Annotated in this window: 11 protein-coding genes; 4 read left to right on the forward strand and 7 right to left on the reverse strand. The window is 72.6% G+C overall.

What is annotated here, in order from left to right; genetic code table 11:
• The 3 genes from IE94_RS0133215 to IE94_RS0133225 all read right to left on the reverse strand — a co-directional run.
• Window positions 1–1518: condensation domain-containing protein (locus IE94_RS0133215; RefSeq protein WP_030191870.1), on the reverse strand; the 1518-nt coding region annotated here is incomplete at its 3' end.
• Window positions 1519–1600: 82 nt separating this feature from the next.
• Window positions 1601–1816, reverse strand: a complete 216-nt coding sequence (locus IE94_RS0133220; protein ID WP_030191872.1) for an MbtH family protein — start codon at window positions 1814–1816, stop codon at window positions 1601–1603.
• 204 nt (window positions 1817–2020) lie between these two features.
• Window positions 2021–3214: an acyl-CoA dehydrogenase family protein gene (locus IE94_RS0133225; protein ID WP_167343998.1), complete on the reverse strand. Its 1194-nt coding sequence runs from the start codon at window positions 3212–3214 to the stop codon at window positions 2021–2023.
• 411 nt (window positions 3215–3625) lie between these two features.
• Between IE94_RS0133225 and IE94_RS0133230 the strand changes: the two genes are divergently transcribed.
• Window positions 3626–4834, forward strand: coding sequence for an oxygenase MpaB family protein (locus IE94_RS0133230; protein WP_030191876.1), 1209 nt, complete (start codon window positions 3626–3628; stop codon window positions 4832–4834).
• 33 nt (window positions 4835–4867) lie between these two features.
• Here the strand turns inward: IE94_RS0133230 and IE94_RS0133235 are convergent, their stop codons facing one another.
• The 4 genes from IE94_RS0133235 to IE94_RS0133250 form a co-directional block, all read right to left on the reverse strand.
• Window positions 4868–6076: a TetR/AcrR family transcriptional regulator gene (locus IE94_RS0133235; RefSeq protein ID WP_078606674.1), complete on the reverse strand. Its 1209-nt coding sequence runs from the start codon at window positions 6074–6076 to the stop codon at window positions 4868–4870.
• 100 nt (window positions 6077–6176) lie between these two features.
• The gene (locus tag IE94_RS0133240; protein ID WP_030191882.1) at window positions 6177–7268 is read right to left on the reverse strand and encodes an NAD(P)-dependent alcohol dehydrogenase; all 1092 of its coding nucleotides are present in this window, start codon (window positions 7266–7268) and stop codon (window positions 6177–6179) included.
• The gene (locus tag IE94_RS0133245) at window positions 7265–7732 is read right to left on the reverse strand and encodes a DUF4334 domain-containing protein (protein WP_030191885.1); all 468 of its coding nucleotides are present in this window, start codon (window positions 7730–7732) and stop codon (window positions 7265–7267) included. Before IE94_RS0133245 ends, IE94_RS0133240 begins: the two co-directional genes overlap by 4 nt.
• 20 nt (window positions 7733–7752) lie before the next feature.
• Complete coding sequence (locus IE94_RS0133250) at window positions 7753–8424, reverse strand: TetR/AcrR family transcriptional regulator (protein WP_030191888.1); 672 nt, start codon at window positions 8422–8424, stop codon at window positions 7753–7755.
• Window positions 8425–8667: 243 nt separating this feature from the next.
• On the opposite strand from IE94_RS0133250, the gene IE94_RS0133255 reads away from it, so the two are divergent.
• Genes IE94_RS0133255 through IE94_RS0133265 form a run of 3 tightly spaced genes read left to right on the forward strand, consistent with a single transcriptional unit; the run spans window position 8668 to window position 11998 of the window.
• A complete protein-coding gene (locus tag IE94_RS0133255) occupies window positions 8668–9828 on the forward strand; it encodes a CaiB/BaiF CoA transferase family protein (protein ID WP_051777846.1) in 1161 nt (386 codons plus the stop codon).
• A complete protein-coding gene (locus IE94_RS0133260) occupies window positions 9828–10853 on the forward strand; it encodes an LLM class F420-dependent oxidoreductase (protein ID WP_030191892.1) in 1026 nt (341 codons plus the stop codon). The genes IE94_RS0133255 and IE94_RS0133260 overlap by 1 nt, the downstream gene beginning before the upstream one ends.
• On the forward strand, window positions 10850–11998 hold the full coding sequence (locus tag IE94_RS0133265) for a long-chain specific acyl-CoA dehydrogenase (RefSeq protein WP_106978139.1): 1149 nt from the start codon (window positions 10850–10852) through the stop codon (window positions 11996–11998). The genes IE94_RS0133260 and IE94_RS0133265 overlap by 4 nt, the downstream gene beginning before the upstream one ends.
• The last annotated feature ends 158 nt before the right edge of the window (window positions 11999–12156 follow it).

Genomic DNA, 12156 nt, shown 5'->3' on the forward strand with positions numbered 1-12156 from the left:
GCGGGTGTTGAGTTCGGCGTAGGTGAGTCGGGTGTCTTCGAAGACGAGGGCGGTGGCGTGCGGGGTGCGGGCGGCCTGGGCCTCGAACAGTCCGGCGAGTGTCGCCTCCGGCACCTCCTGCGCGGGGCCGGTCCCCCAGGCCAGCAACCGCTTCCGCTCGGCGTCGCCCAAGGGTTCCCACCGGCCGACGACGTCACCGGGTCCCGCGCCGGCCAGCATGCGCAGGGCGGAGCGGAAGTACTCGGCGGCACGCTCGCCGCGTTCCGTCGCCGACGCGGCGGCATGGCCTTCGACCGTGACGGTCACCGGGGCCCCGGGCCGGGACTCCCGGACGGTGAGGGACAGGTCGTGGAACTCCCCGCCCGAAAGCCCGCGCACCCGGACCGGGATGTCGCCGAAGCGGGTGTCGTGGTCGAAGAGCATCACGTTGACCACGGCGGAGAACAGGGGCGCCCGGCCGACGAGACGCAGATCCCGGACGATGTCCTCATAGCGGTAGCGGTCGTGCCGCAGGGCCGCACGCAGGGTGCGCGAGACGTCGCGGACCAACTCGGCCACCGTCCGGTCCGGCCGCAGGCGGAACCGGACCGGCAGGATGTTCGACATCATGCCGGGAGTGGTCAGCTGCACCCGGCCCTTGCGGCCGAGGACCGGGATGCCCAGAACCACCTCGTCGCAACCGGTACGGGCGCCCGTGCTCAGTGCCGCGGCCGCGATGAGCACGGCGGAGAGACCCGTCCGCAGCTCCCGGGCCAGTGCCCTGAGACCCTCCGCCGTCCCGGGCGCGATCTCCTGCGACCACCGGGCCGGACCGTCCAGCGGTGCGGACCCGCTGTGAGCGTCCACGGCCGGCAGGTCGGGCAGGTCGGGCAGGTCGGGCAGGTCGGGCCGGTCGGGCAGGTCGGCGAAAGCCTCGCTCCAGAACTCCCGGTCGGCCTGGAACCGCGCTGACGTCCGGTACCGGGCATCGTCCTCGATCAGCCGGACCGACGACGGGAAGGCACCCTCCTCCACCGGGGTTCCCTGCGCCAGTGCTGTGTAGATGTCCGCGCAGCGCCTCACCATCAGCGATCCGCTGTAACCGTCACCGATGATGTGGTGCACCCGCTGGTACCAGAGGTGGCGGCCGTCCCCCACCGCGAGAAGCGCCTGCGTGAACAGAGGGCCCTTCAGCAGATCGACGGGACGCCCCACGTCCTGCCGCATCCACGCCTGTGCCGCCGCCCGCGGCTCCGCCTCGCCGCGCAGGTCCAGGAAGACGGGACGCCACTGCGGGTCGGGGGCGAACCGCTGCGCGACCGAGCCGTCCTCCGCGATCTCGAACCGCACATGTGCCAGATCGGCCTCTTCGACCAGCCGGGACAGCGCGGACAGGAACAGGTCGACGTCCAGCGCGCCCTCGAACTCCACGTACTCGGCGATGTTGTAGGCCGCGCTGCGGGGTTCGAGCTGCTGGGCGTTCCATATCCCGAGCTGTCCGGCGGTCAGCGGCCACCTGTCGCCCGTGTACTCGGCCATTGTCTCCACCTGGGGGTCGCTGTCGAAGGCCGGCGAACAGGGCCGGGCGGCGGGGCTGCGGTGATCCGGGTCGGACTCGCGGTCAGCCGCCGTCCATGGCGTCGGCCAGGCTCCCCGGCCGCATATCGGTCCAGGTGCGCTCGACGTGGTCGAGACACTCCTGGCGTGAGGCCTCGCCGAAGACGACGGTCCAGCCGGCGGGAACCTCGACGAAAACCGGCCACAACGAGTACTGCCGTTCGTCGTTCACCAGCACCACGAAGCCGGCGTCCTGGTCCTCGAACGGATTCGTCGACATCTGCACCTCCGTCTGCTCCGCACGTGTGGACATGTGCTCGCGCAGAGACAGGTGCTCTGTCATTGACATGTGCTCTCTCACGCGTCTGCCTTGTCGGCGTAAGAGAGCATACATGTCTGATAAGGCAGGTTTGTTTCTCCCGGCACGAGGACCAGATCGGCCGAGATCAGCCGTCCCGCCCCTTCCTGTCCCCGGTCTTTCGCGTCAGTGCGCCGCCCCGTCCGTCAGGCCGAGCAGCGCCCGGCCGTAGGCCTCCCGGTTCGGGGCCGGGACGATGTTCGTGTGGGACAGCGCGACCTCCATGTCCCGCCAGACGCGCTGCACCGGGCATGCGGACGAGAAGGCCGCGCTGCCGAGCGCGGTGAGCAGGTGCCGGACGGCCTGTCGCAGGTTCCGTGCCGCCACGGCGGCGTCCATGTGGATACGGGCTCGCACCAGCTCCGCGGGCTGGGTCCGCCGTGCGATGTCCGACTCGACGTCGCCCAGAGCCCTCAGCAGCAGCAGTCGCGCGGAGTCGATGAGGGCGGCGGCGTCGGCCACGGCGTGCTGCACGCTCGCCGACCCGGACCGGTGGGCCGAAGCGCTCAGCTGCTCCCGCGTGTGGTCCAGGGCGGCCAGGCCCATACCGAGCAGCGGAGCCACGAGGGTCACGGTCAGGGCCGGGACGACGGCCGCCGCGCACAGGGGTTCGTCCGGGTGGTCCTGCGCGTAGCCCCCGGTCACCATCCGGGTCAAGGACAGCACCCGGTGGTCCGGCACGAACACCTCCTCGAAGACGACCGTGTCGCTCCCGGTGGCCCGCAGGCCGGTCACGTCCCACGTGGCGTCGACCCGTCCCGACGCCGACGGAACCACCGCCAGTGCGAGGTCCGCGTCGGCGCCGGTCGCCACCGCCACCGCCACCATCACCCAGTCGCAGTGGCGGATACCCGAGGTGGGCGACCACCGGCCGGACACCACCAGCCCCCCGTCGACCGCCTTCGCCGTGCCCGCGGCGGGCAGCCGGCTGGCGACGACCGCTCTGCGGTCCGTCCCCCACAGTTCCGTGCGCGCCCGCTCGCCGAGCAGCGAGGCCATGTACGCCCCGCCGGACAGCACCATCGCGAGCCAGGCACTGGACCCGCAGCCGCGCCCCAGCTCGGTGAAGACGTCGAAGGCGGTACGGAAGTCGGCGCCCGGCCCCCCGAGGGCGCTGGGCACCTGAAGGCTCAGGAACCCCGCGTCGCGCAGGGCCGACACGACGGTCTCCGGCATCTCACCGGTGCGGTCCGCTTCTTCGGCGTGCGCACGCAGCACAGGCACCAGTTCCCGCGCCTGCTCCACCAGTTCGGCGGCGGACGGCTGCGCCGGGGCGGGATGCTCGGAGGCGGAGGGACGAGAAACATCGGTCGTATTCATGTCGCCAGTATGAGCGCGAGGCACGTGTCTCCATGAACAGCGGGGCACATATGCAGTCACACGTGTGCTCTGCCTCCTCCCGTGCCGGCTGCCGGTCGGTGGCCGAAGTCGAGCTCGGTGACGGGAGAGGGCCACGGCGACACGGCAGGGACCGCAGCGACGGCCCCCGCGGCCGTCCGCGTCGGCGAACCGGCCCGCACCGCACGGCGGTTCGGCGTGCGCGGCCCGCCCGCCCCTGCCGGACCAAGCCGCCCAGGAACCCTTCGTCACGCCCATTGCTCCCGTCGACCCGCCTCGCTATGTTAATGAGAAATCACATCACTCGGCAGGGCTTGAAACGTGGTGGTCGCTCAGCTGACGTGCGAGAACGACGCAGTGAACCGTCTGACCCCAGGGAAGCTGGTTAAGTCAATGGAGAATCTCAGCAGGCGAGGAGTCCTGTCGCTCGGAGTGGCCCTCGGGCTCGTGGGCGTGGCGGACAGCGCGAAGGCGTGGGCGTGGCCGTCGGCGGACTCGGTGGCCGGCAGCGGCGCCGGTGCCGATCCGGAGTACGTGTGGGACAGCGCGACGGACCCCTTGATGGCCGCGCTGCTGGAGAACGGCAGCGTCCCGTCGATCAACACCGCGATGGCCGGTTGGGTGAACAACGCCGACCCGCTGCCCAGCGGTTTCCCGGCCGAGCTCACCGCGCACCTGCGGCAGGTCAACAAGCTGCCCTCCTGGGCCGACCAGGCCAAGCTGACCCGCGCGGCCGACTTCAACCGGCGCCGGGACACCTACCTGTTCATGCTGTACGGCCTCGGCAGCGGCATCATGAGCACCGTCATCCCGCGCGAGGCCAGGAGCGTCTACTGGTCGGCGGGCGGCGCCGACATGCAGGACCGCGCCGCCAAGACCTTCACCTTCGGCTACGACCTGTCCCAGCTGAAGGCCTTCGAGCCGACCGGGCAGTTCGTCGTCACCGCCAACAAGACCCGACTGGTGCACGCCGCGGTCCGGCACCTGCTGCCGCGGTCCGCGCACTGGACATCGGGCGCGGACCAGGACATCCCGATCAGCGCCGCCGACATCCTGGTCACCTTCCACAGCCTGGGAACCTACGTACGCAGCAAGCTGATCGAGTGGAAGGTTCCCTTCCCGGCCGAGGACCAGGAGGCGTTCCTGCACTCCTGGCAGGTCGCCCTCCACCTGCTGGGCGTGCCGGACGAGTACATCCCCAAGACCTGGGCGGCCGCGGAGGCGCAGTCCGCGCAGGTGCTGACCCCGATCCTCGCCCCGACCACCGAGGGCGTGAAGCTTGCCGAGCAACTGCTGGGCCTGACGGCGCAGATCGACCTCGGCGTCACCCGCGGGTTCCTGAACGAGTTCGTGCGCTACGTCCTCAGCGACGAGGTCGGCGACTGGCTGGGCCTGCGCCGGGACCCCGTGGCGGCCGTCCTGGTCCGCACCGCCTGGCCGGCGTACATCAAGTTCCGCGAGGGGCTGTCGCCCGTCATGCCCGGCACCTTCTACATGGTCGACCAGTTCGTGCGCGCCCTGGCCATGCTGTTCCTCAACAAGGGCTCGTCCGGGACCACCACCCCGATCACCATCCCCACCGGGAACAGGCCGGGCGCCTGAACCACCCCCGGTCCGCCCGGTCCCCTCGCCCGCTCACAGGCCGAGGGCCGCCACGACCAGCGCGGTCACGGTGTCACGGTGGCCGGGGCCGTCCTGCCAGCGCAGTCTGCGTCCGGCCTCGACCACCACCCCGAACCCGGCGTGCACCAGCACCCGGGCCTGGCGCGGGTCCAGTTCCGGGCGGGCCAGCCGCAACTGCTGCTCCCAGACGGCGATGTGTTCGCGCTGGGCGAGGACCAGGGGCCGCCGCAGATCCGCCGGGAGACCGGCCAACTCGGCCTCGGCGACGCTGTTGAGCGCGGTGTACTCGAAGCTGTAGGCGACGTAGGTGGCCGCCAGTGCGGCCACGGCCTCGTGCGGGCCGGCCACCCGGTGCAGGCTTTGCTCCACTCCCTGGGCCAGCAGACCCGCCGCCTGGAGGCACGCCGCCGCCAGGATGTCGACCTTGCCGGGGTAGTGGCGGTAGAGCGCGGAGGGGGCCAGCCCCACCTCCCGCGCGATCTGGCCGTTGGTGACGTTGGCGAACCCGTCCCGCGCGAACAGCGGGATGGCGGCGGCGAGGATCTCCGCGCGCCGGGTGCGCGGCACCGGCTGGGCGGGCAGCTCGACCGGGTGCGCGTCCTGCCGCGCGGCGCCCGGTCCGGCGGCGGCCACGCGCAGTGCCGACGCCGTCAGCAGGCTCTCCGCCCGGCGGGCGGCGATCGAGGTGCGGTGCATCGTGACGGAACCGATCGCACCGAGGGCGGCCACGGCCCGCAAGCGCTCGTCGGCCGGCGGATGCTCCCGCCGCACCGCCTCGTCGACCCGCCCGACGATCCGGGCGAACTTCCCCCGCAGGCGCCGACGGTCCTCGCGGTTGAGGTACCGGGCCTCCCACCGGTACACGCCCCCCGCCGCCCGGTACGCCACGGTGACCCGGGTGACGGCGGCGAGCACATCCGCCAGGGGAGCCCCGGGCGGCACCTCGTCGAGCGCGGCGACCAGTCCCTGGGCCATGACGTCGGCGCACTCGGCGAAGAGCGCGTACTTGTTCGGGAAGTGCCGGTACAGGGCCGCCGCGGTGATGCCCACGCCGGCGGCGATCTCCTCCATGGACGCCCGGTGGTAGCCGCGGTCGCTGAAGACCCGGCCGGCCGCCTCGACGATGAGCTGCCTGCGGTTGCGGGGCCGGGCGGCCGTGGTCGGATCGGCGGTCACGGCCGGACGGGCGGGTACGGGGGCGGGACCATGCGGTTCAGTCAATCACACCTCCCCCGGACCGCCCCGGCCTTCCGGGCACCCGGTCCCGGGGGCTGCCGCGCCCCCCTCGGCACCCCGGCCTCCCGGCCCGCCCCGCACCTCCTCAGCCGAAGGTGAGGACCGGCTTCACCGCGCTGCCGTCGCGCATGGCGGCCACGGCGGCGCCGATCTCCTCGAAGGCGAAGGTGGTGACCAACCGGTCCACGGGGAAGAGGCCGCGCCGGTGCAGAGCGATCAGCTCGGGGACGAAGCGGGCGGGGTCGGAGTCGCCCTCCATCACCCCGTGGAGGCGGACCCCCTTGGTCATCAGGCGCATGATGTCGAAGGTCACCTCGCCACCGAGGCCGAGGAAGGCGAGCGCACCGCGCGGACGCAGCGCCGCGACGGCACGGTCGAGCACCTCGGGCCGACCCGTGGTCTCCACGACATGATGCGCCCCGCCGCCGGTCAGCCGGCGCACCTCAGCGACCAGACCGTCGCCCGGGGAGAGCGCCGCGCGGGCCCCCAGCCCGACGGCCAGGTCCCGACGGGAGGCGACCGGGTCGACGGCCACCACCGGATCGCAGCCCACGGCCACCGCGGCCATCAGCGCGCTCAGCCCCACCCCGCCGGCCCCGAGGACCACGAACGAGGTCCCCGGCTCGGGACGCAGCCGGTTGAGCACCGTCCCCGCGCCCGTCTGAGCGCCGCAGCCCAGGGGCGCGGCGAGGGCGGCCGGGAGGTCGGCGGGCACCTTGACCACTCCGCGCTCGTGGACCACGGCGTACGTCGCGAAGCTGGACTGCCCGAAGAAGCCGCCGTGCAGCGGGGCGCCGTCGAGACGCAGCGGGGTGCTGCCGTCCCCGCGCCCGCCGGAGAGGTTGAGGCCGCGCGCCGCGTCGCAGTACGCCGGATGCCCCGCGGCGCACTGCTCGCACGCACCGCAGCTGGCGAAGGTGAGGCAGACGGCGTCCCCCGGCACGACACCGGTCACCTCCGCCCCCACCGCCTCGACCCGGCCGGCGCCCTCGTGGCCGAAGACCATCGGGGTCAGCCGCCGGGGCCAGCGTGCCTGGATCCCCAGGTCCGTGTGGCACACGCCGGCCGCGGTCATCCTGACCAGCACCTCGCGCGGGCGCGGGTCCTCCAGCTCCACCTCCCGGACGGTGAACGGGGCGCCCGGCTCCCGGACGACCGCGGCGCGGGCACGCCTCACGCGCGCTCCAGGAAGAAGTAGTAGTAAGGCCCCTCGGCCGGCACGCCCTTGGCGTTCATGATGCCCATGAGGGTGGTGTCGCCGACCCGCTTGAAGTGGTCGAGGACCGGCCGGCCGTCGTAGACCATCGTGGCCGTCGACTCGCCGCGGAACTCCACGGTCCACAGGCTGGCCTCGCCCTTGCCCAGCTCCAGGTTGGAGTACAGCTCGCCCGCCGCGTCACGGCACATCAGCGGCTTGGCGTCGTGCACCGAGGCGAAGGTCTTCCCGTACCAGCCCGCCTTCGCCAGCTCGCCGTTGAGCGGGTGGCCGGTGTCGAACTCGCCGCCCTTCCACTCGCCGAGGATCTCCTCGGGCCGGACGGTGTCGAGTACGGCCCAGACCTCGTCCAGGGCGGCAGCCTCCACCCGGCCCCTCGTCTCGCGGAGCTCCTGGAAGCGGGTACGGGCCTCGAGCCGGTCCATGAGGTGTCCTCTCGTCGATGTCATCGGGAGCTGTACGGTGCCGGGTCCTGGAGGGCGGGGGAGGGCACGGGGTGCCCCACGGTGCCCAGGCACAGCAGGACGTGGCGTTCGGCGACCTGTTCCGCGGTGAGCGGTCCGTCGGGACGGAACCAGTTGGCGACGCCCTGGCACATGATGAGGACCGCGCGGACGGCGTCGGCCGGGATCGGGGTGGTGAACACGCCCTCGGCGCGGCCGGCTTCGACCGTGTCGAGCAGCATGTGCTGGAGATAGTCGCGCAGGGCCACGTAGCGCGCCCGGTTGGCGGGCTCCAGGCTGCGTATCTCGGTGTCCAGGAACGCCAGCGACCTGCGGTGGGCCATGGAGAGCACGATCGACTCGACCATGCCGCAGAACCGCGCCAGCGGAGCGGGCCCCGCCTCCGCGGCGGCCGCCCGGCAGCGGTCCAGGACGTCCTTGATCGACATCTCCAGCAGGGTGGCCAGCAGGGCCTGCTTGTTCTCGTAGTGGTAGTACAGCGCGGGCACGGTGACGCCGACCCGGCCGGCGATGTGCCGTACCGAAGTGCCGTGGTAGCCGTGCTCGTTGAAGGCCGCCATGGCGTGCACCAGGATCGGGTGCAGGTCCAGCGGCCCGTAGGAACGCCAGTGCCGCGCCGTGGTCGTGCTGTCCTGGCTCTGCTCGGTGCTCAACGACGTCTCCTCGGAATCAGTGCCTGCCCCGGGAGCTTAGCGATCGATAAGTGATTGCGGGAGAGGTGCGGCCAATTCACCGGGGCAGTGCGCGGCTCGGTCCCCCCTGGCCGTCAAGTACCGCGTAAATTCCCGCCGTTCGGGACGTTGACCGATCGCCTGGACGCTTCTACGTTCTTAGCGAACGCTCAGTAAGGTCCCGGTCGTGCGGCGGCGAGCCCCCGCGCCCCGAGAGAGGAACCCATGAGCCACCACCCTGATCCCCCCACCCGCGTCAGCGCCGGGCCGCTGGACGGCGTGCGCGTGGTCGAGCTGGCCGGCATCGGCCCCGGCCCGTTCGCCGCGATGCTGCTCGGCGACCTGGGCGCCGACGTGGTGCGCGTCGACCGGCCCACCCCGGGCCCGCTCGCCGGCGACCCCGCCCACGACGTGACCAACCGCAACAAGCGCTCGGTCGTGGTCGACCTCAAGGCACCCGGCGGACCGGACACCGTACGGGCCCTGGCCGCACGCGCGGACATCCTGGTGGAGGGGTACCGCCCGGGCGTCGCCGAGCGGCTCGGGGTCGGCCCCGAGGAGTGCATGGCCGCCAACCCCGCCCTGGTGTACGGCCGGATGACCGGCTGGGGCCAGCGGGGGCCGCTCGCGCCCCTGGCCGGTCACGACATCGGCTACATCGCCACGGCCGGCGCCCTCTCCCTGATCGGGGCGGCGGACGGACCGCCCGCCGTCCCCGCCAACCTGCTCGGCGACTACGCGGGCGGCTCGCTCTACCTGACCACCGGCGTCCTGGCCGCGCTGCTCACCGCCCGCACCACCGGCCGCGGCCAGGTGGTGGACGCCGCGATCGTCGACGGCACTGCCCACCTCACCGCGCTCTTCTGGGGCATGCTCGCCGCGGGAACCTGGCGCGAGGTCCGCGGGAGCAACCTGCTCGACGGAGGCTGCCCGTACTACCGGGTCTACGAGACCGGCGACGGCGGCTGGATGGCGGTCGGCGCCCTGGAACCGCGCTTCTACACCACCTTCGTCGCCCTGCTGGGCCTGGACGGCGAGGACCTGCCGGACCGTGCCGACCCGCGCAACTGGCCCGCACTGCAGGCCCGGTTCACCGCCCGCTTCAAGACCGCCTCCCGCGCGGAGTGGACAGCCGTCTTCGAGGGCACCGACGCCTGCGTCGCCCCCGTCCTGTCCCTGCGCGAGGCGGCGGAGCACCCGCACCTGACCGGCCGCGGCACCTACACCGAGGCCCACGGCGTCACCCAGCCGGCGCCCGCCCCGCGCTTCTCCGCCACCCCCGGCACCCTGCGCCTGCCGCCCGCCGTCCCCGGCGCGCACACCGCCGAGGTGGCCCGTGACTGGGACCTGCCCCGCCTGTCCGAACCCCCGAAGGGCCACCGCTGATGGAACTGTCCTCACCGCTGACGTACACGGGCGACCCGCGGGCGGCCGCGGACCGGGCCGCCGCCCTGGAGTCCGCGGGACTCGACGCCGTGTGGGTGGCCGAGGCGTACGGCTTCGACTCCCCGACGATCATGGGCTATCTGGCCGCAAGGACCGAGCGCATGCGCATCGGCTCGGCCATCCTGAACGTCTACTCGCGCAGCCCCGCCCTGATCGCCCAGACCGCCGCTGGACTCGACGCCCTCACCGGCGGCCGGGCCGTTCTCGGCATCGGCGCCTCCGGGCCCCAGGTGGTCGAGGGCTGGCACGGCCGCCGCTACGACCGCCCGCTGGGCCGCACCCGCGAGGTCATCGAACTGTCGCGGCGGATCTGGCGGCGCGAGGTGATCGAGCACCACGGCATCACCGACCTGCCCCTGCCCCCCGAGAAGGGCGGCACCCACGGCAAACCCCTGAAGCTGCTCACCCACCCGGTGCGCGACACCATCCCCGTCCACGTCGCCGCGCTCGGCCCGGCCAACGTCCGGATGACCGCCGAACTGGCCGACGGCTGGCTGCCCTTCCTCTACGCCCCGGAGCACGCCGCCAAGGTCTGGGGCCAGGCCCTGGCCGAGGGCGCCGCACGGCGCGACCGGGCACTGGGACCGCTGGCCGTCGTCGCGGGCGGCCTGCTCGCCATCGACGACGACGCCGAAGCGGTCCGCGACCTGATGCGCCCCACCGTCGCCCTGTACGTCGGCGGCATGGGCGCCCCGGGCCGCAACTTCTACCACGACCTGATCTGCTCCTACGGCTACGAGGCCGCCGCGGCCGCCGTCCAGGAGCACTACCTGGCGGGCCGCAAGAAGGACGCGGAGGCCGCCGTCCCCGCCGAACTGCTGGAACAGATCTGCCTGGCCGGTCCCGAGGGCCACGTCCGCGAACGCGTCGAGGCGTTCCGCGAGTCGGGCGTGACGATGCTCAACGTCACGCCCGTGGGAGCGGAGCCCGCCCGGCTGATCGAGCGAGTGAGGAGTTGGCTGTGACCTTGCAGCGAGACCTGTACGACCCCGATCACGAAGTCTTCCGCGACACCGTGCGCGCCTTCCTCGCCAAGGAGGTGGTCCCGCACCACGAACGCTGGGAACGCAACGGCATCGTCGACCGCGAGGTCTGGTACGCGGCGGGACGGCAGGGCCTGCTGGGGCCGGCCGTCGACGAGGAGTACGGCGGCGGTGGCACCGAAGACTTCCGCTACAGCGCGGTGCTCATCGAGGAGTTCGCCCGCGCCGGAGCCTCCGGACTGGCCCTGAGCCTGCACAACGACATCGTCGGCCCCTACCTCACCCGGCTCGCCACCGAGGAGCAGAAGCGGCGCTGGCTGCCCGGCTTCGTCTCCGGGGACATCGTCACCGCCATCGCCATGACCGAACCCGGGGCCGGTTCCGACCTTCAGGGCATCCGCACCACCGCCACCGACCACGGCGACCACTACCTGCTCAACGGCTCGAAGACCTTCATCTCCAACGGCATCCTCGCCGACCTCGTCGTCGTGGTCGCCCGCACCACGCCCGAGGGCGGCAGCGCGGGGCAGAGCCTGCTCGTCGTGGAACGCGGCGCGGAGGGCTTCGAACGCGGCCGCAACCTCGCGAAGATCGGACAGAAGGCCCAGGACACCGCCGAGTTGTTCTTCAACGACGTACGCGTCCCCAAGGAGAACCTGCTCGGTGAGGAGAACCGCGCCTTCACCTGTCTGATGGGCAACCTCGCCCAGGAGCGGCTGGCCATCGCGGTCGGCGCCGCCGCGGCGGCCGAGGAGATCCTCGACGTCACCACCGGGTACGTGAAGGAGCGCGAGGCCTTCGGCCGGCCGCTGGCGGGGCTCCAGCACGTCCGCTTCGAGATCGCCGAGATGGCCACAGAGGCAGCGGTCACCCGCACCTTCCTGGACCGCTGCATCACCGAGCACGTGGCGGGGCAGCTCGACCCCGTGCACGCCTCGATGGCCAAGTGGTGGGCCACCGAACTCCAGAAGCGGGTCGTCGACCGGTGCCTGCAACTGCACGGCGGCTACGGCTACATGAGCGAGTACCGGGTGGCGCGGGCCTTCCTCGACAGCCGCGTCCAGACCATCTACGGCGGCACCACCGAGATCATGAAGGAGATCATCGGCCGCTCCCTCCTCGGTTGAGCCGCCGACCGTCCCCATCGACGCACCACCCGCCCCACACCCACTGGGAGGACCCCGAGGTGAGCACCGAAGCGTACGTGTACGACGCGATCCGCACCCCGCGCGGACGCGGCAAGGCGAACGGCGCCCTGCACGGCACGAAGCCGATCGACCTGGTG

Source organism: Streptomyces violaceorubidus, from assembly GCF_000717995.1.
GTDB lineage: Bacteria > Actinomycetota > Actinomycetes > Streptomycetales > Streptomycetaceae > Streptomyces > Streptomyces violaceorubidus.

What these genes read in the sequence shown, in the direction of transcription:
- IE94_RS0133225 (WP_167343998.1), bottom strand. Translation starts at nt 3,214, where the DNA reads ATGAATACGACCGATGTTTCTCGTCCCTCCGCCTCCGAGCATCCCGCC.
- IE94_RS0133220 (WP_030191872.1), bottom strand. Translation starts at nt 1,816, where the DNA reads ATGTCGACGAATCCGTTCGAGGACCAGGACGCCGGCTTCGTGGTGCTG.
- IE94_RS0133260 (WP_030191892.1), top strand. Translation starts at nt 9,828, where the DNA reads ATGGAACTGTCCTCACCGCTGACGTACACGGGCGACCCGCGGGCGGCC.
- IE94_RS0133245 (WP_030191885.1), bottom strand. Translation starts at nt 7,732, where the DNA reads ATGGACCGGCTCGAGGCCCGTACCCGCTTCCAGGAGCTCCGCGAGACG.
- IE94_RS0133230 (WP_030191876.1), top strand. Translation starts at nt 3,626, where the DNA reads ATGGAGAATCTCAGCAGGCGAGGAGTCCTGTCGCTCGGAGTGGCCCTC.
- IE94_RS0133255 (WP_051777846.1), top strand. Translation starts at nt 8,668, where the DNA reads ATGAGCCACCACCCTGATCCCCCCACCCGCGTCAGCGCCGGGCCGCTG.